This window comes from Agarivorans albus (assembly GCF_019670105.1).
GTDB lineage: Bacteria > Pseudomonadota > Gammaproteobacteria > Enterobacterales > Celerinatantimonadaceae > Agarivorans > Agarivorans albus.
In genome coordinates this window covers 481820-505932 of sequence record NZ_AP023032.1, presented here as the reverse complement: position 1 = coordinate 505932, position 24113 = coordinate 481820, and the positions used below count along the sequence as shown (strand labels likewise).

Below are 24113 nucleotides of genomic sequence, written 5' to 3'. Positions count from 1 at the left end.
GCCTTAAGAATACTTAAGGCCTTTTTCTTTGTATAGCGAGACTAGTTAAGAGCTCGCCACCACGCTTCTGTACCTTGGCTTTGCCCAACAGTGAACACCTCACCTATTTTAGGTGTCACTAGTTGCACATTGGCTTGCTCGCTTAGCTGACTAATTCTCTCAAGCGGTTCATACCAAGAGTGAAAAGCCAAATCAAAGGTGGAGTTATGCGCCGGCATTAAGGCCTTCCCTTTTAAATCCAAGTGAGCTTGCAAGGTTTGCTCTGGCGTCATGTGTACCGCTGACCAATCTTTGTCATAAGCACCGGTTTCCATCATGGTTAAATCAAAGGGGCCATAACGCTCACCAATTTGCTTAAAACCATCGAAGTAACCAGAGTCACCGCTAAAAAATATTCGCTGCTCCGGCGCATCAATCACATAAGATGCCCAAAGCGTTTGGTTAGCATCAAATAAGCCGCGACCAGAGAAATGCTGAGTAGGCGTAGCTGTCACCGTTAACTCACCAAAATTGGCCGACTGCCACCAGCGTAAGCGTTGAATTTTTTGGCTATTCACGCCCCAATCTAGCAGGTGTTGATCAACCCCTTCAGGTACCACAAAATGCTGAACCTTATCTTTTAACAGCTTGATGCTGTGCTTGTCTAAATGGTCGTAGTGATCATGGGAAATAATTACCCCATCAATACTGTCCAACTCACTGAGCTCGAGCGGGGGTTGATGAAAACGCTTTGGGCCAATAAAGCTAAAAGGAGATGTTCGCTGCGAAAATACCGGGTCAATCAACCAGCGTTGCCCAGCCACTTGCATGTAAACACTCGAATGACCAAAGCGAATAACACTGCTTTGATCGGCAGGTAAAGCGTCAAGCTGAGAAGCGCTCAAAGGCATCACAGGAATGCCATTACTTGGCGTGGCATCTACACGCTGCTCACTCACATATCGCCACAAAATACCCCAAGCCGAGGCATTAGCTGGCATTGCTTGTGCGTTTTGGTACTTACCATTATTAACTTGGGTGGTAAAAACCGTGTTGTCAGCCGCTAAGGCTGAAGCGAATGGTGTACTCATTAATCCTCCCAAACAAAAACTAATTACCTTGTTTCGTGTGCTCAACGTGGCGCCCTCTTAAATTACACCGAGGAGTTTACTTTCAACAAACACCAAAGTAAACCCATTGGTTTACTTTATTTTGAGACGTCAAATGTAAGCAAGTTGTTACAGCAATATCTAACTGGGCGATGGCTTGAGCCTGCAGTTTCCAAAATTTGTCTTACACTTAAACCATCTTAGTTAGAGCAAAGTTATGCTTTGGGAAGTGATAATTTAGCCAACACCTAGAACAGAAATGAGTGCAATGCCATGATTATTAAACCAATCTATGAAATATTGCCGAGCCTTTACTTGGCTGCCGGCTCAAGCTCGGTAATATGGATAGACTCTACCCTGGGAGTAGCAGGTGGTGTGCTGCTATTTTGCCTTGGCTCGCTTATTTGGGTAATGCGCTCTAACTTTCGACGTTTAGACCAAGCGGATCATGCTGGTAAACGCTTCAATATTCCTGAATCTTTATACGAATTTATGCCCTTTTTGTTTATTGGCTTGGCTCTCTCCTTAGCATCTACACAGCAATCTATTGCCGCCTACGCCATTGCAGCACTGTGTTTATACCGAGGCTGTTCCTTACTTTACATGCGTCATCGTTACCGTCGACATACTTGGCAAAAAGTGCCCAGCGCCGTAAAAACCAGCAACTAGCCTTAGTTACCAATAAACATACAAACAGACAATTTGGCTAACTCTCGTAATTGAGTCTATGCTTAATTATGTTAATGGAAGGTTGCTACATGTAACAGGGAGGGCTTATGTTGCCACGTGCCATATACGAGATTTTGCCAAGCGGATATTTATCTGCTGGTACTGGGTCAATGCTATTGCTTGAACCTTGGCTAGCTCATGTTGGTGGTGCATTACTATTTTGTATGGGCGCGCTTATTTGGGTGCTTCGCTCAAACTACCGCCGTTACGATAAGTACAAAAAATCATTTACCCGCAAAACCAAGGCGATTCCCGAGCCAGTTTACGAATTTATTCCCTTTTTATACCTTGCCTGCAGCGTACTGGTATTAAGTCTTATGTTTAATACACCTGCGCTAATTGTTGCAGCTTTAGCGGGATGTCGTGGTTTAGTTTTATTGTACAAGCGCGCGCAGTATCGCAATCGCGGCTTAAGCCCTGCCAATTAACCAGCAAAAATCTGTTTAAAAAAAGGCTAGCTTATCCCTAGCCTTTTTTGTTTACTCAAGCCAATAAATAGCGGCCTTGGCTTATAAACAAGCTCTCCCATTAGAGACAACAAATGCTAGTTGCGCTCTCTCCGCATTAAGGGATTTCAATTTTTAGATGATAAGCCTTATCTAACGCAGTACACTTGCCGCCTAATCTAGAAGAGGAGCGGACAATGCCTTGGATCCAGCTAAAAATAAACGCCACTAAAGATACTGCCGACGCCATTGGAGACATTTTAATGGAAACCGGCTGCCAAGCCGTGACATTCTTAGACCGCCACGACACGCCTGTATTTGAGCCCTTGTTAGGTGAAACGCCGTTATGGGGAGATACCGATGTGCAGGGCCTATACGATGCCGCTACCGATATGTCGCCTATCCTTAACTTCTTAACCGAAGCGCTTATTCTAGAGGAAGGCAACTACAAACTAGACCAACTAGAAGACAAAGACTGGGAACGCGAATGGATGAAAGACTTTCATCCGATGCAGTTTGGCGAACGCTTGTGGATTTGCCCTAGCTGGACAGACGTACCAGATCCTAGCGCGGTAAACGTAATGCTAGACCCAGGCCTAGCCTTTGGCACAGGTACTCACCCAACCACAGCACTTTGCTTAAAATGGTTAGACCAGCTCGACCTTAGCAACAAAACCGTCGTGGACTTTGGCTGTGGCAGCGGCATATTAGCCATTGCCGCGATTAAGTTAGGCGCTAAACGGGTGGTTGGGATAGACATTGACCCACAAGCAATTTTAGCTAGCCGCGACAATGCCGAACGCAATAGCGTGGCCGACAAGCTCGAACTCTACCTACCTAAAGCCCAGCCTAAAGATTTCCAAGCAGACATTGTAGTTGCCAATATATTAGCTGGCCCACTTAAAGAGCTCAGCGAAATCATCCTAGCCTATTTAAAGCCGCAAGGTTCAATTGCCCTATCAGGCATTTTAGAAGAACAAAGCGATGAAGTAGTTGCCGCCTATCAAACACAGTGCAATATGGATCCGGTTGTTCTTGATCAAGAATGGTGTCGATTAAGCGGAACAAAGCGCTAAGTTCACCAATAATGTGGCACAAACCCTCTACTAAAGGGTTTGCTGCCATATTCTGTAGCTAAAAATCCAGCTTTTTTTTTGAAAAATGTTCAAAATATAGCCTTTTCAGCGTGCCTAAAAAGTCGTAAACTACGCCGCCCTGAGATTGAGAAGAACGACAGTCATGCAAATAGGCAGTTACAAGCTGGACAATCCGGTGATACTAGCGCCTATGGCTGGAATTACCGATCAACCCTTTCGTCGCTTATGTTGGCGTTTAGGTGCGGGGCTTACGGTTTCGGAGATGGTGTCCAGTAACCCACGGGTTTGGAACAGCCAAAAATCACTAAACCGTATGGTTCACCTAGATGAATGTGGCATACGCAGCGTTCAAATAGCAGGTTCAGATCCAGAATTGATGGCTCTCGCCGCCCAACATAATGTGGCAAATGGCGCGCAAATCATCGATATCAATATGGGTTGCCCCGCTAAAAAGGTAAACAAAAAGTTAGCTGGTTCGGCGCTATTACAGCAACCCGAGTTAGTTAAACAAATTCTTGATGCTGTTGTACAAGCAGTTGATGTACCTGTGACACTTAAGATTCGTACTGGGTGGTCACCAGAACATCGCAATGCTTTGCAAATTGCCAAGCTTGCAGAAGCTGCCGGTATTCAATCTTTAGCCATACATGGTCGGACGCGAGCGTGTATGTATAAAGGTTTAGCCGAGTACGACACCATCAAAGCAGTAAAACAAGAGGTTTCGATACCTATTGTGGCAAATGGTGATATCACCACACCGGAGCAAGCCAAGCATGTTTTGGATTACACCGGCGCGGACGCCATCATGATAGGTCGAGGAGCGCAAGGTAACCCTTGGCTTTTCAGAGAAATTAATCACTTTTTAAGCACCGGGCAGCATTTAGATGCACCCAAAGCCGAAGAAGTGAAGGAAGTAATGCTTCACCACTTAGACAACCTATATTCACATTATGGGGAGTACCAAGGGGTTCGTATCGCTCGCAAACATGTGGGGTGGTACTTGAAGCAATTAGCGGACACGGATGAGTTTCGTAGCCAGTTTAACCAGCTTGAATCAGCCCTGGTACAAACGTCCGCGATTGAACAGTTTTTCGAATAGTTGTGATCATTAATTAATTAAAAAGAGCGTCAAGTATGTTTGATTCAAATACCACCACAAACACACTTTCTACTATGACTAGCAGTGCAACTAGCACTGAAGTGAAAGAACGTCCATTACGCGATTCAGTTGAGCAAGCATTGCGCAACTACTTCGCACAGTTAAATGGCGAAGATGTGTCTGAATTGTACGAATTAGTACTATCTGAAGTTGAAGCTCCGTTGCTTGACGTAGTTATGCAATACACTCGCGGCAACCAAACCCGCGCTTCAATCATGTTAGGTATCAACCGCGGTACTTTACGCAAGAAACTAAAAAAATACGGCATGAACTAAACATCTGTTCATAAGGCATTGATTAAAAAGCCAAAGTGAGTAATTTCACTTTGGCTTTTTTATTTTTTCTAGCTATTACAATGTACTAACTTGAGCTTAAATCATTCATTTTCCTGACAGCTCACTTCCTTAAGCTAAGGTCTATTAGCACTCGAATTTAGATAATCGATTAACTGTTCTGCTGCAAATCTATATCCTTCAGATCCCCAGTGTGTGTCATTCGGCAAGTAAATATCAACAGTTCCACGTTCAACTTCGTCCTGAATCAAACTATCCAATCGAAGCATCGATAACTCAGAGTATTTACCCAATGAGGGAATAAGGCTGAAGTTTGCATATTGCTGATCAGCAAGAACCTTCGAATAAGCTGATAATTTGTCGGGTGCGATCATTAACACAAATCGAGTTTTACCATTTTTCTCAACAGCTTTCTGAATAGCTAATAAATTACAGGCCATAAGTTCAAGATCTTCAGCCTCCAAATATTGCTTGTCGAAGTCGTTTTCATGTATCAACAGCTGGTGTTGCACCTGGCTAGAAAACAGCCCCAGGCGCGTAACCTCAAGAGCAACAGTGTCACTAACGTTTAGCCCAATCGTTCGGGATAAAGCTTTTAATAGATAATGGCTAGCCTGATCTAAATCTAAGCTAAAGTGATTAACCTCTCTAGCTACAGAATAAGTTGAATAGTGGCGATTATTGTCTAGTTGAATTGTTGGTAACTCTGAGTGAGAAATTTTCTGTGGGAACTGACAGTCTTTTTGTGAGGAACGTTTATATAAGCTTGCTTCTACACTTTGAAAAACAAATAGCTTTGGTGGTTTTTCCAGAAACAATGGGCTAGATAGCAGTCGACTGGCTCCACCCTGATTAAAGTGTAGCACTTGTGCGGTAAGCCCAGTAGCTTCAACAAAGTAGTTCACCCAGTTGTTATTAAGATCATCCTGTGAAAATGAATCACCTAGCACGACTACGTCACTATAGAATTGGTAGCTTTTCTTATTTTTTTGAAAAAGTGCATCGCGATAAAAATTTTGGGGCAGGTTCCATCCAAAATCATTCTCACTGAATCCGGCAGTTCGAGTTAAGTTGCCTATGGTCGGTGATTCCAAATATGCACTAGTCGCCACCAATACAATACTGAAAAAACCAATAGACAAAATGACAAGACAATTAAAACGATGAAAACTAGACATAATCAAAACCGAAAATACAGGAACTCACTAACGTTATTCATATTAAGAATGACATGTAGTGCAAGAATTGAAATCAAAACAGCCCAAACAAAGTTAGCTCGGAATCTAACTTTATCAGCACCGGGAAGTAAACCGACAATCTGCAAGCTATTTGGTAAAACCAATACAGCAACAGTTAACCCCAATATCCATTTAGTTACAGAAAAATGCTTTCTGAATAGGTCATTGTAGAATAAGCTCCCACTACTATCATAAAATGGACTAAGCCCTAGCATAGATTTCCATATCTGCATTGCTACCTCTAAAGACTCTGCACGAAATACTACCCATGCAAACACTACACATGTAAAAGTAATAAGCCAGCTGATGCCTATACTCACCTGTCGTGGTAAATAATAATTTGCTTTAAACCTAGTTAATTGATGCCACTGATGATTAACAACCAACATCACACCGTGCATCCCCCCCCAAATAATGAATGTCCATCCAGCCCCGTGCCACAAACCTCCGAGTAACATAGTTATTAGCAAATTTTGGTATCTTCTGAAGCTTCCTAAGCGATTACCTCCCAAAGGTATATAAACATAGTCTCGTAAGAAACGAGAAAGAGTAATATGCCATCTTCGCCAAAACTCTATAATGTTTAACGATTTATATGGAGAATTAAAGTTAAATGGAAGGGATATACCAAACAGTAAAGCTACACCTATAGCCATATCTGCATAGCCAGAGAAATCAAAATACAGCTGAAATGTATAACTTAAGGCTCCATACCAAGCTTCAATAGGGGCTAATACAACTCCCTGTTCTGCTGCTGTAAATACCTGAGACACATAAACCGACAACTCATCTGCAATCAGCACCTTCTTAGCTAAGCCCAAAATAAACAAACACAATCCGGTAGCAACTTTTTTAGGGTTATATTGGTAGCAACTATCATCCAAAAACTGCGGCATCATTTCTTTGTGGTGAACAATAGGGCCTGCTATAAGCTGAGGGAAAAACGTCACGAATAAGCAGTATTGAAGAAAATTATACTCTCTTGTCTCTTCACGATAAGCATCTATAAGGTAGGCGACTTGCTGAAAAGTGAAAAAAGAAATAGCCAAAGGAAGAACAATCGATTCTAAATGAATATTGCCTGAAATAACGAGGTTGAAGTTATCTACAAAAAAATTGGCATACTTATAATAAGCCAATAAAGCCAGGTTCAAAGTTATTCCAAAAACCAGAATCAGCTTTCTATTCGAATGGCCACTTGCACGATGATTAAGTTGCACCCCTATTGCGTAATTGAACAACATAGACCCCATAATGAGTCCCAAATACGCTGGGTTCCACCATCCGTAAAAAAATAAAGATGCCCCCACCAACCAAGAAACAGCAACCCGATGATGCCCTCGGTTTCCAATCCAAAAATACACTAAGCATACAGTGGGTAAAAATAGGAAAACAAAAGCGTAAGAATTAAATAGCATTAAATTGTTGACGCCACCGACAAAGTTTTTTTTATTCTAGCTTGAGAACGCTTCAAGATCTTTACTTTACATTTTTTAGATAAATGCTGAAGAGCAATACGCTAAACATCAAAACCCATCAAAGCAAGCGCTTAAGTTACACCTCTACAAATTAAGACGCTGATTTAAATGCTATTATTTTTACAGAGATCGCCGATAACTCCGTTAGAGCGAACAAAAAAGCCCAGTAGACCTTAGCGATTTACTGGGCACAAATTTGGAAAGGACTGCCAATACATCAGACAAAATGTATTGGCACTTTGTGTTTAGCCGAGCATCTTACGTGCGGCTTCAACAACAATGTTTACTGCTTGGTGTTCGGTGTTTTTCATCAAGCTTTCGTCTGGGATCTCTTGCTGGGTTCTATTCACAATCACGCCTGCTACACAGCCTGCTTTTAAGCCTTGCGAGGCACACATAGTAAATAAAGTGGCGCTTTCCATTTCAAAGTTAAGTACGCCCATGGCTTGCCATTCTTCCATTGAACCTTGGAAGGCTTTAACTACGCGGCCAGACACCGTGTCGTAACGCTCTTGGCCTGGGTAAAAGGTATCGCTAGAAGCAGTTACACCCACATGGCAGGTTGCCTTGGCGTCTAATGCCGCACTATTTAAGGCTTGCATACAAGAAAAGTCGGCTACCGCAGGAAACTGCATGGGAGCAAAGTGGCTGCTGGCGCCGTCTAAGCGAACCGAAGCGGTAGTTACGATTACATCACCCACATTAATATGTGGCTGAATAGCGCCGGTAGTACCTACCCGCAAGAAGGTGCGAATACCTAGTTGTGCCAGCTCTTCAACTGCAATTGAAGTGGACGGCCCGCCAATGCCGGTTGAACATACTACAACGGGTGTACCGTCCAATTTACCTAGGTAAGAGGTAAATTCACGCTGCGAGGCTAAAAATTCCGGTTCTTCTAATAACGAGGCAATACGTTCTACGCGCTGCGGGTCGCCAGGAATAATGGCTAAAGTTGCGCCTTTTAGCATCTCTGGGTTTAAGCCAAGATGAAATACACTCGCTTGCTGGTTCATGTTTACCTACTTAATATCGTCCAATGATTGATGAGCAGAGCATAGGACGAGAACTGAGCAATAAGTGTGAAACATCTCGCATTTGAAGCGAACTTAGCAGCAAATAGCCTAATAGTTACTGCTTGTGTTGATCAAAACGCCTGCTCAAAAAAACATTAAATTTATCAATAATCGAACTTTTCTTGGCCGCTGTGTTCTACAATAGCCTGAAATAGTTTTTGTGCTTACTTGAGGTAACAACCATGAATAAACAGCTACTTATTGGCTTAACTTTAACCCTAGGTTTAGCCGGCTGTGCCAGTAAACAATCGGAGCCAAGCATGGACTTAGCAGATAGCCGTTGGTATATGACGGGTGATTTCTACAACATTGCAGATATTAAGCTGCCAGCATTTACCTTAGAAGAAAATGAAAATGGCTTTAAAATTTCTGGCACCACAGGCTGCAATAACTTTTTTGGCCAGGCAGAGTGGGATGGAAAGCAACTCAACGTTACCCAACCAATAGGCATGACCCGCATGTTGTGTGACGATATGGCAAACAAAATTGAAATGGAATTTGTGCAAGCGCTAGAAAAACCCTTAGTGAGTGATGGCGAGAACTTACGCTTAAACAACGGTGCAATGTTTAAGCGCGTACCTAAAAGCTAAGTCTTAGTTTTATACGGTAGCGCTAAACCAGCGCTGCCGTGCATCTTTAATCCCCGCAACAGCCATCAATACTGCAATCACGGCACTACTACTCAAGACCCACCAGCTAGTAACAAGTTGATGCTCTTGCCACTCTACCGGGTTTACTTGCCACTGCCATTGAGCAACGGCCCAATCTAATCCCCAACCAAATGCCATAGCACTAGCAACCACCCCAACCAAATAAGCGACTAATGCCCGCATGCCCATTTCTTGGCGAACCAACATTAGTGTTGCGATGTTAGTGGCTGGGCCAGCCAACATAAATACCAAGGCAGCTCCTGGAGAAATACCCGCAATAATTAAGCCCGCGGCAATTGGGGTTGAAGCAGTGGCACAAATGTACATGGGGATCCCCACCAACACCATTATCACCATGGTGATCCATCCTTGCCCCCATCGAGTCATAAAGCTTTCGGGCAAGTAAGTTTGAATGAGTGCCGCAAAGACTAAGCCCAACACTAGCCACAAGTAGCTATCTTCCACTAACTCTACAAAACTTTGCAGCCATTGTTTGGTATTAACTTTTTTCCTGCTCTGCGCTGGCGAAGGCTTGACCTCACTGGCACAACTATTTTTGCCACTACAACAGCTTTTAACCTCGGTAGTGCTGGCTGACTCGTCCTCGCCTTTGCCAACCAATAAGCCGGCTACAATTGCACTTACTATTGCCGCGATTGGCCTCACAACCGCCATTACCGGCCCTAACAGGGCATAAGAAACGGCTACTGAATCTACCCCAGTTTCTGGAGTGGCAATTAAAAATGAGGTAGTGGCACTTTTAGACGCGCCAGCGCGGCGCAATCCCATGGCCGCGGGAATCACCCCACAAGAACACAAAGGCAGCGGCGCACCAATAAATGCGGCTTTAACTGTGGTGCTGGCTTTACTGTTACCCAAGTGCTTAGCTAACCAACGGCTAGGTAAGCCTAACTTAAGGCTAGCTGCAATCACAAAGCCCAAAAACAACCATGGGGCTGCGCTTAAGAAAAGGTTTATAAAGTTATTCAATAGCATCATCTAAGGCCTTTAGTATTGAACAGGAACGTGCACTTTCTTCTCCGCCACAGCAGGCATCGTGAAGAGTTTTAAGGGTTGTTTCGAAGGCTTTTAGCTCTGCTAGTTGCTGCTGCACCTTAGCCAGTTTTTGCCCTACAACATTGCTAACATCGTTACAGCTGGCGGTTTCTGCATGCTCTCGCAGAGTAAGTAGCTCCAATATATCTTTTATTGATAAACCGGCTTGTTTAGCGCGCTGGATAAACCTCAACCGCGCTAAATCTTGCTTGCTGTACATACGGTAGAGGTTCTCGCCACGTGCAGTCGGCACCAACAAACCTTTGCGTTCGTAAAAACGCAAGGTTTCCACCGTCAAACCACTTAGCTTTGCTAGCTCACCAATCTTGTACATAACCATCCTCCATTTCTTTTATGATAAACCCTGTAGCTAGGTATAGGGTCAAGAGTTTTATGAAAGAAACAAAAAAGCCTGATAAAAATCAGGCTTTTGGGATAGTGAGTTAGGCCTTGCGCTACTCGTAACGATTACGCTCTTCGGGCAAGTCTGATGAATACTCAACAAACTCCACTTCAAAGTTATTCGGATCGCGAAAATACACATTACGACGATGGCTACTTTGGGCCCCTTCATGGTGAATCTGAAAGCCTGCATTTAACATACGAGTAATTAAACCGTCTAAATCAGCCGTAATATAAGCAAAATGCGCCATACCTATTTGATTCCCTTCAAGCGGCCGATTCTCCCCATAACCTTGATCGTTAAACGTAAGGTATTGGTCATCATCGCCAAAATGTAACCAATGCCGCTCTACCCCATACCAAGTTTGCTTACCCTCTCCTCTCACTTGCCAATGAGGAAAAGCCGCCTGATAAAAAGCCAAGGTTTGCTGCATGTCTTTTACCACTAAGTTCAGATGTTCTAATTGCATCGTGTTCTCCTTTGCGCTTTTAGTGCTAATTAAAGCTATTTATTGATACTGTGCTTATCAGCCTAAAACCTGAACTTAAGTTGAGGTAAAGAGATTTTTTACCTAATCTTTAAAATTTGTAGGAAGTAGCTATGCAAGATCGACCTAAACAGGCCTTGTCTGTTGGTATTGTGGCTAAACGCTGTGGTATTAAGGTGTCTACACTGCACTTTTACGAAACTAAAGGTTTAATTAATAGTTGGCGTAATCACGGTAATCAGCGGCGCTATCATCCCGATGTACTGCGGCGGGTATCGGTCATTAAGGCTGCTCAAAAAATGGGGATAAGTTTGGCAGAGATAAAAGCAGCTTTCGCCAAACTCCCCAATCAACGTACCCCTAATAAAACCGACTGGGAAGCGCTCTCACAGCAATGGCGCGATATACTAAACCAACGTATCAAACAGCTGGAGAATTTACGCGACTCCCTCACTGGCTGCATCGGATGTGGTTGTTTATCCATGAAAAGCTGCCCGCTCTATAACCCCGATGACCAACTCGCCAGCGAAGGACAAGGACCGGTTATTTTAAACCGCAATAACCAGTCCTCATAAAAAAGTCATCTTTTTCCCGCATACTTGAGAACTATTTACTGCCTTAAAGCGTTCTATTGTTAATAACAAAGGAGTGTCTATGTTTAGTTTTCTAAAACCTAACCCGCTTAAGCGCAAGCGCCAAAAGTACGATGCATTGTTGGAGTCTGCAATGCTGGCTCAGCGGCGTGGCGACATTATGACTTACTCAATGTTAAGTGCCGATGCTGACGAACTATGGAAAGAAATAGAGCAACTTGAATCACAGCAAAAATAATTAACAAAAACCACAGCAACAGCTTCGCAAGTTGCTGATATAAAAGTTATTTTCTTCTATACGGTTGAGTCATTTCACTAAGCCGTCCATACTGGTTAAAAATCAAGCAAACATAAACAACTAGTCAAATGGCCGACAGAAAGACCGCTCCACCTCAGTTCAAGACAAAATACATAAAGCTCGGAACCGTTGTGGCAATGGTGTCTATATTCAGCTTGGCTATTTTGGCGATTGTCTTTACCGCGCTTGAAAACATTGAACAAGAAGTAGAACACAAGGTTAAAGAGTCACTGCAAACGGTACTGCGAGCAACTCAAGAAGCCCACCATATCTGGATTCAGCACCGGCTTTTGGAATTAAGCAATGCTGCTCAGTCAGAGTCGGTAGTGCGTTCTGCTAGCATAATTAGTCAGCCAGACAGCCCCTCAATCATGCGCGCCAACGCAGAAGCCAGCGTTAAGCGAAGCTTTGCGCTGATGATGGAGACCTATCAAGATAAAGCTTATTGGTTAAGTGACTTAAACGGGCAGGTGCTCTATTCCAATAGGTCTAGAGACATCCACCAAACTCACCCCTTGTTTGAATTTAAAACCGACAAAATGGAGCAAGTACTCACCGGCGAAACCTTATTTATTACCGGCTTGCCGCAACAAACTAAACACAGTAACAACATGTACTTTAGTGCCCCGGTATTTAATGCAGATAAGCAGTTACAAGCGGTGCTTATTGTGAGTGTTAACCAAAGTGACCACTTCAGTCGAATTACTCAATTGGGTCGAATTTGGGACTCTGGTGAAACTTACGCTTTTGATCGCAATGGCTTAATGCTTTCGGCAAGTCGCTTTAATGAGCAGCTGCACCGCTTAGGCTTGCTGGAACCAGGTCAAGATGCCATCAACAATTTGCATATCACTGATCCCAACTCAGCCAACCACGAGAACAGTAAAACCCTCACTTTGATGGCCCAAAGCGCCACCCAAGGAATTACCAGTTACAACCTTAAAGGCTATCCCGACTATCGGGGGATACAAGTAGTGGGAGCTTGGACATGGCAACCCACTTATGATTTTGGCTTAACCACCGAAATCGACAAAGCCGAAGCTTTTCAAATTTATTATCGAACCCGCAACATCGTGCTGCTGGGTATCATCAGCTCTTTGCTGGTAGCGGTGAGCTTATTTTTATTACTCTACTTTAGCCAACGCAACGCAAAACAAGACTTGCGCCAAGCAAGAATGGTATTGGAAGATCGAGTAAAAGAGCGCACGGCGGATTTAGAAGCCTCGCAACAGGAGCTACGCACCGCCTATCGCGAACTAGAAAAACTGGCGGTTACCGACAGCCTTACCGGCATTCCTAACCGGCGTTGTGCCGATGAATTTCTTGAACAAGAATGGCGACGCGCCCAGCGTGGTGGCTACCCCATTACTATTATGCTTATCGACATTGACCACTTTAAACAATACAACGACCACTATGGCCACCCAGCTGGCGACGTATGTTTAGAGAAAGTGGCTCAAACCTTAATTGCTACGGGGATTTGTAAACGTCCGGGCGATCTTATCGCTCGCTACGGTGGTGAGGAGTTTATTGCGATTTTGAGCAATAGTGATTTCGACTATGCGGAATTCTCTGCCAAGCGACTAGTAAAGGCCATTAACAAGGCCGAAATTCCACACCAGTTTAGTTTGGTAGAAAAGCAAAATCACATCACTATCAGTGTGGGCGTATCCATTGCCGAAAGTGCTGATATAGGTTTAACAGAGATTATAGATTTGGCCGATAAAGCACTCTACTTGAGCAAGCAAAACGGCCGCAATACCTTTCGTTTTCAACTGCCACCAGCTGATTCATCCACATTACACATAGATTCAAGCTCAAAGGTAGATTGATATGGCTCTAGTTGGTAAGGGTAAAAGTGAAAAACAGTCACTTAAGCTTATACTCCATCTAAAGCTGCAGTTTGTGTTTACCAAGTGGTCAACTATCGCTATTTAAGCGCTTGGCGTAACGGTTAATTTAAGCTTTTGTTTCACTCAATTTGCCCTCCATACCAACATTTCTCAGTTAAAAACGGCGCATTCTTCACACTTTTGCTGTAAAATGCGCGCCTCAAACCTAAGTTGTTTATTTTTCGGGCAACTTGTACCGCTAGCGCATGTAACTGCTAATGAGGATAAAACCCCAATGGAAAACGCTCGACCGATTCGACGTGCACTGATTAGTGTTTCAGATAAAACAGGCATTATCGAATTCTCACGATCTTTAGCCCAACAAGGTGTAGAGATCTTATCTACTGGTGGCACCGCAAAATTACTGGCCGAAAACGGCATCGAAGTTATTGAAGTATCTAACTACACTGGCTTCCCAGAAATGATGGATGGACGTGTTAAAACTTTACATCCAAAAGTACACGGTGGCATTTTAGGTCGACGCGGTACCGATGATGAAGTGATGAACAACCACGGCATTAATGCTATCGATATGGTTGTTGTTAACCTTTATCCTTTTGCAGCAACAGTAGCCAACCCAGATTGTAGCCTTGAAGATGCAGTAGAAAACATCGACATCGGCGGCCCAACTATGGTGCGTAGTGCGGCTAAAAACCACAAAGACGTAACCATTGTGGTTAATGCATCAGACTACGATCGCGTACTCGCCGAAATGGCAGCCAACGATAAGTCGCTAACTCACGCTACTCGCTTTGATTTAGCCATTGCAGCCTTTGAACATACCGCAGCTTACGACGGCATGATCGCCAACTACTTTGGTACTATGGTACCTAGCTACGGTGACAACAAAGAAGGCGACGAAGACAGCAAGTTCCCACGTACCTTCAACAGCCAATTCGTTAAAAAGCAAGACATGCGCTATGGTGAAAACAGCCACCAAGCAGCAGCTTTTTATGTTGAAAACAACATTGAAGAAGCTTCAGTATCTACTGCCACTCAACTTCAAGGTAAAGCCTTGTCGTTTAACAACATTGCCGATACTGATGCTGCACTAGAATGTGTGAAAGAATTCGACGAGCCTTGCTGTGTAATTGTAAAACACGCAAACCCATGTGGCGTAGCGCTAGGTGGCAATATTCAAGAAGCTTACGAGCGCGCATACAAAACCGATCCAACTTCTGCCTTTGGCGGCATTATTGCCTTTAACCGCGAGTTAGATGCCGATACTGCTGAAGCCATTGTGTCTCGCCAGTTTGTAGAAGTAATCATTGCCCCTAAAATTTCTGAAGCCGCTGCACAAATTGTTGCTGCTAAGAAAAACGTACGTTTATTAGAGTGTGGCGAATGGTCAACTAAAACCACCGGTTTGCAGCTTAAGCGTGTTAACGGCGGCTTATTGGTTCAAGATCGCGACCAAGGCATGGTAACTCAAGACGAACTAAGCGTTGTTAGCAAGCGCCAGCCTAGCGAAGAAGAGTTGCGTGATGCACTATTCTGCTGGAAGGTAGCCAAGTATGTTAAGTCTAACGCCATTGTTTACGCAAAAGGCAACATGACTATTGGCGTGGGCGCGGGCCAAATGAGCCGCGTATATAGCGCTAAAATTGCTGGCATTAAAGCCGCCGACGAGAAGCTAGAAGTAGCAGGCAGCGTAATGGCATCGGATGCATTCTTCCCATTCCGCGATGGTATCGACGCAGCAGCTGAAGCTGGCATCACTTGTGTGATTCAGCCTGGTGGCTCAATGCGTGATGACGAAGTGATTGCAGCAGCCGATGAACATGGCATGGCCATGGTGTTCACTGGCATGCGCCACTTCTACCACTAAAAAACCACAGCCAGCCTCGCGCTGGCTGTTTTGTATTTCGGCTTGGTAAGCCAAGCCCCGTTTACTCAGTATTGGATAGACAAACATGAACGTACTTGTGATTGGCGGCGGTGGCCGCGAACATGCTCTAGCATGGAAGGCTGCGCAATCTCCTTTAGTTGAAAAAGTATTTGTTGCCCCAGGTAACGCCGGTTCTGCACTAGAGCCTAAGCTAGAAAACGTAGCCATTGGCGTAGAAGACATTGCTGCTTTACTTAGCTTTGCTCAGCAAAACCAAGTTGAACTCACCATTGTTGGCCCAGAAGCGCCATTGGTTATTGGTGTGGTTGATGCCTTTAGAGCCGCAGGCCTTAAAATCTTTGGCCCTACTGAAAAAGCTGCTCAACTAGAAGGCTCGAAGTCATTCACTAAAGACTTTTTAGCCCGTCACGACATTCCAACTGGTTACTACCAAACCTTTACTGAGGTTGCCTCTGCAATTGCCTACGTAAAAGAGCAAGGCGCACCTATTGTGGTTAAAGCCGATGGTTTAGCTGCAGGTAAAGGCGTAATTGTAGCCATGACCGAAGCCGAGGCAATTGCCGCTATTGAAGACATGCTTGCCGATAATGCCTTTGGCGAAGCTGGTTCTCGCGTAGTGATCGAAGAATTCTTAGACGGCGAAGAAGCTAGCTTTATCGTAATGGTAGATGGCAGCAACGTATTGGCCATGGCCACCAGCCAAGACCACAAACGTGTTGGCGATGGCGATAGCGGCTTAAACACTGGCGGCATGGGTGCTTACTCGCCAGCTCCAGTGGTTACACCAGAAATCCACCAGCGCATAATGGATGAAGTGATCATGCCTACGGTTAAAGGCATGGCCGCTGAAGACAATGAGTACACTGGCTTCCTATATGCTGGATTGATGATTATGGCTGACGGTTCGCCAAAAATCATCGAATACAACTGCCGCTTTGGTGACCCAGAAACTCAACCAATTATGATGCGTATGCAGTCTGACATTGTTGAACTGTGTTTAGCTGCTGTTGACCGTAAATTGGATACTAAAACTGCTGAGTTTGATCCTCGCGCAGCAATGGGCGTAGTGCTAGCTGCTGCTGGCTACCCTGGCTCTTACCCTAAAGGTGACGTAATCACACTGCCATGCCTTAGCGAAGAAACCAATAGCGCTAAAGTGTTCCATGCAGGTACTAGCGAAAAAGACGGCAACATTGTAACTAACGGCGGCCGCGTATTGTGTGCTACCGCTCTAGGTAACAACGTTACCGAAGCCCAAGCAAATGCCTATGCGCTAGTGAAAAAAGTATCTTGGGATGGCATGTTCCACCGTAACGATATTGGTTACCGCGCAATCGCCCGCGAAAAAAGCTAAGTAAACCAAGCCGCTTGGCAACAAGCGATATATCAAGCCACTGTAAATGACATTTATAGTGGCTTTTTTTGTTTTAAATCTCTCTGCCAGTTCTTTATCTCAATTATCAAACAGCGATGCTATTATTCACTTGTCGGTATTAACTAGAGATATTTATGGAACAGCATAATTGGCTAGAAGATATATTAGCCTTGCTTATTGGCACTACCATGGTGGCCTTAGGCGTGTTCTTTTTTAAAGAAACCCAACTTCTTACTGGCGGTACCGCCGGTTTAGCCTTGCTTGCTAGCCAATTTATGAATTTGTCTTTTGGGCAAATGTTCCTGCTCATAAACCTGCCCTTTTTTGTACTAGGTTTTGCCAAAATGGGGGCAGCCTTTACTTTTAGAACCGTAGCTTGTGTACTTTTAGTGTCGGTGTTTACTGATTACATGCATCTAGTCATCGACATCGCCCAACTCAATAGGATTTATGCGGCACTGAGTGGTGGATTTTTAATCGGCACTGGCATGCTTATTCTTATTCGCCATAAAGGCAGTTTGGGCGGTGTGAACATCTTGGCCCTGTATCTACAAAAGCGTTTTGCGATTCGTGCTGGACATGTGCAAATGGGCTTAGATGTGGTGATAGTAACCGCCTCTTACTTCTTAGTACCACTTAGTGTGTTACTGTGGTCTATTGCTGGTGCATTTGCCTTGAACATAGTAATTGCACTTAATCACAAAAGTGGTCGCTACCAAGGGTTGTCTTAATCTTTCGCTATGTTTAATCAATCACTCGAAGCGGTTTTTCTCCACCACGACCAATTACTCCAAAGCTACCAGCAATACTGGCAGTTCAGCCCTTTTCGGCAACACAGTTTACCTTGGCAAAACCACGCGCTAGTGGACCAAGTAAAAAACTTAAACACAACGCAAATTCAACAACTTGAACAATCCCCAGAACAAGCGGTTGAGTTGTTTGCTAAGTACTTCCCCGAGCTAAAGCCATGTTTAGAACGATGGCACCCCCAAGCGGCAAAAAGCGCCGATTTGGAGACCCCTTTTTGGTTAACTAACGGAATAAAGGGGCGAAAGGCAGCGCAAATTCAAGCCTTTAGCGAACAACTACAAGATGAAAACTTACCAATACTCGAGTGGTGCGCCGGCAAAGGGCATTTAGGACGTTTAATTAGCTTTCACCATCAATTGCCAATAAACAGTTTAGAGTGGCAAGCAAGTTTGTGTGACAGCGGCCAGCAACAAGCTAATCAACTTAAACTGCCACAACAATTTCATCACTGCGATGTACTTGAGCCAAGCGCCCAGCAGCACCTCAAAAGTAAGCAACATGCGGTAGCCTTGCATGCCTGTGGGGAGTTACATCTGCAGCTACTGCGCTTAGCCGCAAATCATAAGCCGCAAAAACTTAGTATTTGCCCCTGTTGTTATCATTTGATCAACAGGCCTCACTACCAGCCTTTATCAAAGCTGGCTAAGCAAAGTGCTCTTACCTTAAGCAAAACAGATTTGCGATTAGCGGTGGCGCAATCAGTCACCTCTGGGAAGCGAGTGCAAACTCTACGTCAGCGCGAAATACACTGGCGACTCAGTTATCAAAGCTTACGCGAAGAGCTCACTAACACCGAACACTACCAAGCGCTGCCTTCTGTTGGTAAGCAGTGGTTCAGTCAAGATGCCCAATTTTCAGACTTTGCGCAGTGGGCCTGCCAACAACATCAAATAGGCTTTCCCGATAGTTTTGATCAACAGCTTTACCTGGAAAAAGGCCAACAACGCCACTTGTTAGTAAGGCAACTCGAGTTAGTACAACTGCTATTTCGTCCTATTATGGAGCGTTGGCTATTGTTAGACCGTTGTTTATTTCTTCAACAACAGGGTTATCAAGTTGGATTAATGGAACTTTTTCCCTTTAAAACCAGTCCACGTAATGTATTAATACAGGCGCAGCTCAGCTAACTCTGGTTTACACTTTTAATTGCTACACACGCGGCTTGATAATTATTGTCGCTTGTTCAAACTTTGGAGACGCTATGTCACGCCGTTTAATTTTGGTTTTGTTATGTTTCTGTTTCAGTGCCGCTGCGACAGAACAAGAAAATCAATATGAAGAACTCTACGATCAAAAGCTTTCTGACATAGAAGAAACCACAACAGAGATTGGCGAGCAGCAAGCAGAAGTAGACTCGAACTTAACAGAGCCAAACACAGAAGATGATTCAGTTGAAGTTGAAGCTGAAGCAGGCAGCGTTAGCGAACCGCAAGCAGAACTGGCTTTGCCCGAACCACCTAAGCCAATCATTCCTATCGTAGCCGGTAAAACAGACCAAGCCAGCGCCAGCCAAACAACCGAAGAACAGCCACAAGAAGAAACTTGGGGGCCACTGTCTTTACTCAACACCGAGCTTAGTCCAAACAGTAGCGCCACCCTAGACTGGTACTCTGGCCACCTACCAGGCGGCTTTGAGCTAGCCACCCCAGTAGTAGTGATACACGGTAAAGAGCCTGGTCCACGCGTTTGTATCACTGCGGCGGTACACGGTGATGAAGTAAACGGCGTAGAAATAGCGCGCCGGGTGGTTAAGCAGCTGGAACCTGAGCAACTAAAAGGTACGGTTATCTCTGTGCCAGTGGTAAATATTGATGGTCTGTTTCGCAAAGATCGCTATATGTCTGATCGCCGTGACCTCAACCGTGCATTCCCAGGTAGCCCAAACAGCTCAACTGCTTCACGAGTCGCCTACAGCCTCTTCAATAGCATCATTCGACACTGCGACAGCTTGGTTGATTTGCATTCAGGGTCAATGTTTCGCGAAAACCTCACTCAGCTTCGCGCAGATTTAACCATCCCAGAAGTCTCTGAGTTAGCCAACCAATTTGGTGCCATTCCGGTACTACAAAGTATTGCACCCTCGGGCAGCTTGCGCGGCGCAGCTACCGCAGCTGGCATTCCTACGGTAGTGATGGAAGTAGGTGGCCCCTACACTGTGGACGAGAAGCAAGTAGATACTGGAGTAAAAGCGGTGCAGAGTTATTTAAGCTCTGTGAACATGTTGCCACGTTCGTTCTTTTGGTCTTCACCGCAGCCGGTGTTTTATGCCTCGCAATGGTTACGAGCCCGTGATGGCGGTATCCTGTTAAACAGGGTCGAGTTGGGTGCTAGAGTAAACAAAGGCCAACTACTCGGCACTATCTCCAACCCCATTACTGATGATGTAGAAGAGGTCTTCTCGCCCTTTAATGCAGTGGTGATCGGCCGTGCTCAGAACCAGGTAGTGAGTGCTGGCTTTGCCATCTTCAACCTAGGTGAACGTCGGACCATTGAAGACCTAGAACAAGAAGGCGAGCAGATTAAGAAACAAGTGGCCGCGCAAAATGCTGAACAATTAGGCATGGCTGAAGGCCAGACAGAACAGCCTGCGCTAGATAGCGAGCAGCAAACCGAGCAAACGCCAGCAGCAACTGAAGCCGCAGGGCCGGAAGTAACCACCGAGTCAAGCCAAAACAGCGCAAACCAAGAAGCAAGCGTTGAAGAGCCTGCAGCCACAAGCGAAGCGGCTCCAGCAGAGCCAGCAACAGCTGTTCAGCCGGCCGCAGACGCTGCGCCTGTTCTTGAACCTATTCCGGAAGAGCGCATGCCGCAACCCGAAGATGAGGATGGATAATGAGCCAACAGCAACGCTGCCCATGGTGCGGGGATGACCCGTTCTATCAGCAATATCATGACCAAGTTTGGGGGCGTCCAGTCTACGACGCCAAAGACTTATTCGCCAAGCTTTGCTTAGACGGGCAGCAAGCTGGCTTATCCTGGATCACCATCCTGCGTAAGCAGCAGACTTACTATCAAGCCTACGCGGATTTTGAGCCTAGCGAGATCGCTAAGTTTGACCAAGCTAAAGTTGAAGAGCTACTGCAAAACCCCGGCATTATTCGCAACAAGCTTAAAGTTAATTCGGTGATCCGCAATGCCAAGAGCTACTTGGCGATGCAAGAACAAGGCATCAACTTTAGTGAGTACTTGTGGAGTTTTGTTGGCGGGAAACCCATTCAGAATAGCTGGACCAGCATGGCCGATATCCCCACAGAAACAGCCGAATCACAAGCCATGTCGAAGGCGCTAAAAAAAGCGGGCTTTAATTTTGTCGGCCCCACTATTTGTTATGCCTTTATGCAAGCAGTAGGCATGGTGAATGATCACCTCGTTGATTGCCATGTATACCAAGAATGCCTTGAGCTAGGCCGTTGATAATAACGGCTAACATAACAACTAAGCCATGGGAGCAGAGCATTATCACTTTTAGAGATAGTGTTAACAGCCCCTAGGCGCTGCGATTCATTTTGTTTGAACCACGGGCCCAGTTAAGTATCGGCTTTTCCAACAAGTAGAAACTTAATGCGGCAATAGTCCAAGACAAACACACTACCAATGCCCCAATTTGCAAACCAAAGGTAATATCCTCCATGCCCATATAATGGTATTGCGGCACCCACAAAATACGAATGATCTCCATAATCAAATAATGCCAAAGATAAATACCGAAGGATAAAGTTGCGATGTGGGAGAACAAGCGATTATCTAACAGCCAGCTGCAATAACTGCTAAAATGGGCGGCCAGCAGAGCGACAGCACACAACATCGAAAACAATGGGGCTAAATAGGCTTGACCAAGGCTTTGGCTAGGCGCCCCAGGAACCAAATAATTTAAGCTCATCCAACTAGCCAAACCAAAGGCACCGAGAAAAGCCAGATCAAAATAATAATGCCTCAACTGCTGTTGCTTCTCATACCAAGCAATACCGGCAGCAGCGATAACACCACACAAAAACTGCCCCATAAAACTGGCTATATTCCAGTAAGGCAGCCACTGTTTTGCTCCGCCAATAATTCCGTACTGCCAACCTTTACCTTCTTGGTCGGTCATAAAAAGTAGAACAATTAAGTAATGCAAAAACTGCATTACTAGTAGCAACGCGACTCCCCATGCTATTGCCACTTTCAGGCTTGATGTTTTACGTCGCCACAGCGGCATCAATAAAAGTGGCAGCAATAAGTAACAACTCACCTCTAAACCTATTGACCATAACGGACCGTTTATATCACTGGGGAAAAAACTAATGTAGTGATAAGGCGCAATAAAGCTTAAGCCAGCTAATAAACGTGGCAAGGCATACTCTTGAGGCGCAACTAGCATGTTTAATAAAACGCTAACAAGCAGCACCAAGTAATACGCAGGAATGATGCGAGCGGCTCTTCGTTTTATGTATTCTTTAATGCGTGGCAGAGTTTGAGCAGAAAAATGCGCTTGCCAAAATGGGTAAGCTAGCAAAGCCCCAGATAACACAAAAAACAAACTCACACCTAACTCACCAGCATGCAAGCCCTTAACTAACCAGTGATGTGAATCTAAGCGTTGTGCTAAGTGATGCGCAAGTACAGCTAAACAAGCTAGGGCTCTCATCCCATCGAAACCACGTAAGCTATGCATGTTTCCCCCGATCAATTTACTCGACTCATAACGGTGATAGCGTGCTGCTTACCCGTTAATTCGGCCCATAACTCGCTTCCTTTAAACCAATATCGAGTTTGGTAGTCAGTATCGCGATAAGACACTTCACCCTGTTTAAAATCAGCAATAAAGTGCCGAGGCTTGTCGTCTATACCCAAAGCAGCGTTGGCGACATGTTGCAGTACCACTTCAATCTGCTGCGCATTAGGCTGGCGTTTAAAATCAATGGTAAATTCCACGACACCACTCCAACTGCCTTGCCACTTTCCCAAAAAGGCACTGGCATCTTGGCTTGCCCGATCTTGCTCTACACCTTTAGGCCGGTCATTAAGCCACCACCGATATAAAGGCAATGCCAAGCTCATAATAAGACTAAGCAAGCATAAATGTCTTAAGTACGACCATGGGATAGTTTGTGTTGATTTCAACATAGGCTCGCCTCCTAGGTGTAGTTTTCCACAACTAGGCCAAGCTAAGCAGCCGGATTACTGGTTTTGCGAGCAAACAATATAATTTTTCTTAAATCGAAGAAAAATTCGTACCGCCATGAAAAAAAACTGCTTCGAATTGAGGCTTTTAAAGAGTATCTCGAGTTGGATAGCTAATCGGGATCTAGGTTGTAACGTTCAAGCAATTAGTTGTGGGAAGATTCAAATCTAGTTGTTGATTGAAAAATACTACTGGGGATTGTATTTGCTTCCTCAGGGAGGTTGAGGAGAGCTGGTTCGCCTGATCGGCGATTACATCATTCTTACTGTAAAACTATTTCTATTTAACTATTTCGGTTTAGCGTTGTTCTGAAATTAACGGCTTAATTCAGCAATGCGTTGTTCTTCAGTTTTTTTGTTTTGTAGGTAGCTTAGTGCAACCCAACCCATAAAATCCATCATAATCATTCTCTCTATATTAGTGTTTAATTTAGCGGCTACGTTCTTGAAGTTTTTGTTCTTCAGTTTTGCTGTATCCAAAGTAGTTAAGGGCTACTAATCCAAATAAATCGTACATAATTTGTTTCCTATTGTTACTTGTTTAACTAGCGGCTACGTTGAGCTACTGTTTGTTCGTTGTTAACGTTTTTAGCGCGAAGAGCGTAATATAATCCGAATAATTCCATAATATGTTCACCTTTATGTTTAAGTTGATTCTGAAAGAAAATAACCTCTGGCAAATGCTTTTTGTTACTAACTTTCTCTTACGGTTTTAATTTTATGCGACACAACGCACATTTAGTATTATGAAATTTAATTTTTACATTATTAAATTTATCTTTTGGTAATAAAATTACCAAGCCGCCTCTTTGAAAACACTTTCATTACATTTTTCTTAGCACGCTATTCAAAAATTCTTTGCTAACTAACAGCAAAAAGATCATTAAGCTGTTACTTCACTCAGCTTTTCCTGCAATTAATTGAGCTACGCTAGGA

24 protein-coding genes are annotated in these 24113 nt (G+C 44.4%); 15 read left to right on the top strand and 9 right to left on the bottom strand.

The window, feature by feature from the left end; all coding sequences use genetic code 11:
- Positions 1-41 precede the first annotated feature (41 nt).
- Positions 42-1070 carry an MBL fold metallo-hydrolase gene (locus tag K5620_RS02450; protein WP_016402067.1) on the bottom strand — a complete coding sequence of 343 codons (1029 nt, stop codon included), beginning with the start codon at positions 1068-1070 and terminating at the stop codon, positions 42-44.
- A gap of 291 nt (positions 1071-1361) precedes the next feature.
- On the opposite strand from K5620_RS02450, the gene K5620_RS02445 reads away from it, so the two are divergent.
- The 5 genes from K5620_RS02445 (at position 1362) to fis (ending at position 4794) form a co-directional block, all read left to right on the top strand.
- The gene (locus K5620_RS02445; protein WP_016402068.1) at positions 1362-1757 is read left to right on the top strand and encodes a hypothetical protein; all 396 of its coding nucleotides are present in this window, start codon (positions 1362-1364) and stop codon (positions 1755-1757) included.
- Positions 1758-1864: 107 nt separating this feature from the next.
- Positions 1865-2245 carry a hypothetical protein gene (locus K5620_RS02440; protein ID WP_016402069.1) on the top strand — a complete coding sequence of 127 codons (381 nt, stop codon included), beginning with the start codon at positions 1865-1867 and terminating at the stop codon, positions 2243-2245.
- Between the two features lie 215 nt (positions 2246-2460).
- A complete protein-coding gene (prmA, locus tag K5620_RS02435) occupies positions 2461-3339 on the top strand; it encodes a 50S ribosomal protein L11 methyltransferase (RefSeq protein ID WP_016402070.1) in 879 nt (292 codons plus the stop codon).
- Between the two features lie 163 nt (positions 3340-3502).
- The gene (gene dusB, locus K5620_RS02430) at positions 3503-4459 is read left to right on the top strand and encodes a tRNA dihydrouridine synthase DusB (RefSeq protein WP_016402071.1); all 957 of its coding nucleotides are present in this window, start codon (positions 3503-3505) and stop codon (positions 4457-4459) included.
- Between the two features lie 35 nt (positions 4460-4494).
- The gene (gene fis, locus K5620_RS02425; RefSeq protein WP_016402072.1) at positions 4495-4794 is read left to right on the top strand and encodes a DNA-binding transcriptional regulator Fis; all 300 of its coding nucleotides are present in this window, start codon (positions 4495-4497) and stop codon (positions 4792-4794) included.
- 134 nt (positions 4795-4928) lie between these two features.
- On the opposite strand, the gene K5620_RS02420 is transcribed toward fis, so the two are convergent.
- The 3 genes from K5620_RS02420 to udp all read right to left on the bottom strand — a co-directional run bounded on the left by K5620_RS02420 (position 4929) and on the right by udp (position 8541).
- Positions 4929-5990, bottom strand: coding sequence for an alginate O-acetyltransferase AlgX-related protein (locus tag K5620_RS02420; protein WP_016402073.1), 1062 nt, complete (start codon positions 5988-5990; stop codon positions 4929-4931).
- Positions 5991-5992: 2 nt separating this feature from the next.
- Positions 5993-7468 (bottom strand): MBOAT family O-acyltransferase, encoded by a 1476-nt coding sequence (locus K5620_RS02415; protein ID WP_016402074.1) that lies wholly within the window; start codon positions 7466-7468, stop codon positions 5993-5995.
- Between the two features lie 305 nt (positions 7469-7773).
- The gene (gene udp / locus K5620_RS02410) at positions 7774-8541 is read right to left on the bottom strand and encodes a uridine phosphorylase (protein ID WP_016402075.1); all 768 of its coding nucleotides are present in this window, start codon (positions 8539-8541) and stop codon (positions 7774-7776) included.
- Positions 8542-8783: 242 nt separating this feature from the next.
- Between udp and K5620_RS02405 the strand changes: the two genes are divergently transcribed.
- Entirely contained in the window at positions 8784-9191 is a 408-nt protein-coding gene (locus K5620_RS02405; RefSeq protein ID WP_016402076.1) for an META domain-containing protein, read from the top strand.
- Between the two features lie 9 nt (positions 9192-9200).
- Here the strand turns inward: K5620_RS02405 and K5620_RS02400 are convergent, their stop codons facing one another.
- From K5620_RS02400 to K5620_RS02390, 3 genes are all read right to left on the bottom strand, one after another.
- Positions 9201-10250: an SO_0444 family Cu/Zn efflux transporter gene (locus K5620_RS02400; RefSeq protein WP_040307247.1), complete on the bottom strand. Its 1050-nt coding sequence runs from the start codon at positions 10248-10250 to the stop codon at positions 9201-9203.
- The gene (gene zntR / locus K5620_RS02395; protein WP_016402078.1) at positions 10234-10641 is read right to left on the bottom strand and encodes a Zn(2+)-responsive transcriptional regulator; all 408 of its coding nucleotides are present in this window, start codon (positions 10639-10641) and stop codon (positions 10234-10236) included. Before zntR ends, K5620_RS02400 begins: the two co-directional genes overlap by 17 nt.
- Positions 10642-10762: 121 nt before the next feature.
- Entirely contained in the window at positions 10763-11179 is a 417-nt protein-coding gene (locus tag K5620_RS02390) for a VOC family protein (protein WP_016402079.1), read from the bottom strand.
- 131 nt (positions 11180-11310) lie between these two features.
- On the opposite strand from K5620_RS02390, the gene soxR reads away from it, so the two are divergent.
- The 9 genes from soxR to K5620_RS02345 all read left to right on the top strand — a co-directional run bounded on the left by soxR (position 11311) and on the right by K5620_RS02345 (position 21428).
- Positions 11311-11772 (top strand): redox-sensitive transcriptional activator SoxR, encoded by a 462-nt coding sequence (gene soxR, locus K5620_RS02385; RefSeq protein ID WP_016402080.1) that lies wholly within the window; start codon positions 11311-11313, stop codon positions 11770-11772.
- Between the two features lie 79 nt (positions 11773-11851).
- Entirely contained in the window at positions 11852-12028 is a 177-nt protein-coding gene (locus K5620_RS02380; RefSeq protein ID WP_016402081.1) for a DUF6435 family protein, read from the top strand.
- Positions 12029-12156: 128 nt separating this feature from the next.
- Positions 12157-13920, top strand: a complete 1764-nt coding sequence (locus K5620_RS02375; protein WP_084681864.1) for a sensor domain-containing diguanylate cyclase — start codon at positions 12157-12159, stop codon at positions 13918-13920.
- A gap of 295 nt (positions 13921-14215) precedes the next feature.
- The gene (gene purH, locus K5620_RS02370) at positions 14216-15808 is read left to right on the top strand and encodes a bifunctional phosphoribosylaminoimidazolecarboxamide formyltransferase/IMP cyclohydrolase (RefSeq protein ID WP_016402083.1); all 1593 of its coding nucleotides are present in this window, start codon (positions 14216-14218) and stop codon (positions 15806-15808) included.
- 85 nt (positions 15809-15893) lie between these two features.
- Positions 15894-17183 (top strand): phosphoribosylamine--glycine ligase, encoded by a 1290-nt coding sequence (gene purD, locus K5620_RS02365; RefSeq protein WP_016402084.1) that lies wholly within the window; start codon positions 15894-15896, stop codon positions 17181-17183.
- A gap of 155 nt (positions 17184-17338) precedes the next feature.
- Positions 17339-17935, top strand: coding sequence for a YitT family protein (locus K5620_RS02360; protein ID WP_016402085.1), 597 nt, complete (start codon positions 17339-17341; stop codon positions 17933-17935).
- Between the two features lie 9 nt (positions 17936-17944).
- A complete protein-coding gene (locus tag K5620_RS02355) occupies positions 17945-19141 on the top strand; it encodes a methyltransferase (protein ID WP_016402086.1) in 1197 nt (398 codons plus the stop codon).
- A gap of 74 nt (positions 19142-19215) precedes the next feature.
- A complete protein-coding gene (locus K5620_RS02350) occupies positions 19216-20847 on the top strand; it encodes a succinylglutamate desuccinylase/aspartoacylase domain-containing protein (RefSeq protein ID WP_016402087.1) in 1632 nt (543 codons plus the stop codon).
- Positions 20847-21428: a DNA-3-methyladenine glycosylase I gene (locus K5620_RS02345; protein WP_016402088.1), complete on the top strand. Its 582-nt coding sequence runs from the start codon at positions 20847-20849 to the stop codon at positions 21426-21428. The genes K5620_RS02350 and K5620_RS02345 overlap by 1 nt, the downstream gene beginning before the upstream one ends.
- Before the next feature lie 73 nt (positions 21429-21501).
- Here K5620_RS02345 and K5620_RS02340 read toward each other — a convergent pair whose 3' ends face one another.
- Positions 21502-22668: an acyltransferase family protein gene (locus tag K5620_RS02340; RefSeq protein ID WP_016402089.1), complete on the bottom strand. Its 1167-nt coding sequence runs from the start codon at positions 22666-22668 to the stop codon at positions 21502-21504.
- An 11-nt stretch (positions 22669-22679) separates the two neighbouring features.
- On the bottom strand, positions 22680-23120 hold the full coding sequence (locus K5620_RS02335; protein WP_215426415.1) for a hypothetical protein: 441 nt from the start codon (positions 23118-23120) through the stop codon (positions 22680-22682).
- Positions 23121-24113 lie beyond the last annotated feature (993 nt).

What these genes read in the sequence shown, in the direction of transcription:
- K5620_RS02450 (WP_016402067.1), bottom strand. Translation starts at nt 1,070, where the DNA reads ATGAGTACACCATTCGCTTCAGCCTTAGCGGCTGACAACACGGTTTTT.
- K5620_RS02445 (WP_016402068.1), top strand. Translation starts at nt 1,362, where the DNA reads ATGATTATTAAACCAATCTATGAAATATTGCCGAGCCTTTACTTGGCT.
- K5620_RS02440 (WP_016402069.1), top strand. Translation starts at nt 1,865, where the DNA reads ATGTTGCCACGTGCCATATACGAGATTTTGCCAAGCGGATATTTATCT.
- prmA (WP_016402070.1), top strand. Translation starts at nt 2,461, where the DNA reads ATGCCTTGGATCCAGCTAAAAATAAACGCCACTAAAGATACTGCCGAC.
- dusB (WP_016402071.1), top strand. Translation starts at nt 3,503, where the DNA reads ATGCAAATAGGCAGTTACAAGCTGGACAATCCGGTGATACTAGCGCCT.
- fis (WP_016402072.1), top strand. Translation starts at nt 4,495, where the DNA reads ATGTTTGATTCAAATACCACCACAAACACACTTTCTACTATGACTAGC.
- K5620_RS02420 (WP_016402073.1), bottom strand. Translation starts at nt 5,990, where the DNA reads ATGTCTAGTTTTCATCGTTTTAATTGTCTTGTCATTTTGTCTATTGGT.
- K5620_RS02415 (WP_016402074.1), bottom strand. Translation starts at nt 7,468, where the DNA reads ATGCTATTTAATTCTTACGCTTTTGTTTTCCTATTTTTACCCACTGTA.
- udp (WP_016402075.1), bottom strand. Translation starts at nt 8,541, where the DNA reads ATGAACCAGCAAGCGAGTGTATTTCATCTTGGCTTAAACCCAGAGATG.
- K5620_RS02405 (WP_016402076.1), top strand. Translation starts at nt 8,784, where the DNA reads ATGAATAAACAGCTACTTATTGGCTTAACTTTAACCCTAGGTTTAGCC.
- K5620_RS02400 (WP_040307247.1), bottom strand. Translation starts at nt 10,250, where the DNA reads ATGATGCTATTGAATAACTTTATAAACCTTTTCTTAAGCGCAGCCCCA.
- zntR (WP_016402078.1), bottom strand. Translation starts at nt 10,641, where the DNA reads ATGTACAAGATTGGTGAGCTAGCAAAGCTAAGTGGTTTGACGGTGGAA.
- K5620_RS02390 (WP_016402079.1), bottom strand. Translation starts at nt 11,179, where the DNA reads ATGCAATTAGAACATCTGAACTTAGTGGTAAAAGACATGCAGCAAACC.
- soxR (WP_016402080.1), top strand. Translation starts at nt 11,311, where the DNA reads ATGCAAGATCGACCTAAACAGGCCTTGTCTGTTGGTATTGTGGCTAAA.
- K5620_RS02380 (WP_016402081.1), top strand. Translation starts at nt 11,852, where the DNA reads ATGTTTAGTTTTCTAAAACCTAACCCGCTTAAGCGCAAGCGCCAAAAG.
- K5620_RS02375 (WP_084681864.1), top strand. Translation starts at nt 12,157, where the DNA reads ATGGCCGACAGAAAGACCGCTCCACCTCAGTTCAAGACAAAATACATA.
- purH (WP_016402083.1), top strand. Translation starts at nt 14,216, where the DNA reads ATGGAAAACGCTCGACCGATTCGACGTGCACTGATTAGTGTTTCAGAT.
- purD (WP_016402084.1), top strand. Translation starts at nt 15,894, where the DNA reads ATGAACGTACTTGTGATTGGCGGCGGTGGCCGCGAACATGCTCTAGCA.
- K5620_RS02360 (WP_016402085.1), top strand. Translation starts at nt 17,339, where the DNA reads ATGGAACAGCATAATTGGCTAGAAGATATATTAGCCTTGCTTATTGGC.
- K5620_RS02355 (WP_016402086.1), top strand. Translation starts at nt 17,945, where the DNA reads ATGTTTAATCAATCACTCGAAGCGGTTTTTCTCCACCACGACCAATTA.
- K5620_RS02350 (WP_016402087.1), top strand. Translation starts at nt 19,216, where the DNA reads ATGTCACGCCGTTTAATTTTGGTTTTGTTATGTTTCTGTTTCAGTGCC.
- K5620_RS02345 (WP_016402088.1), top strand. Translation starts at nt 20,847, where the DNA reads ATGAGCCAACAGCAACGCTGCCCATGGTGCGGGGATGACCCGTTCTAT.
- K5620_RS02340 (WP_016402089.1), bottom strand. Translation starts at nt 22,668, where the DNA reads ATGCATAGCTTACGTGGTTTCGATGGGATGAGAGCCCTAGCTTGTTTA.
- K5620_RS02335 (WP_215426415.1), bottom strand. Translation starts at nt 23,120, where the DNA reads ATGTTGAAATCAACACAAACTATCCCATGGTCGTACTTAAGACATTTA.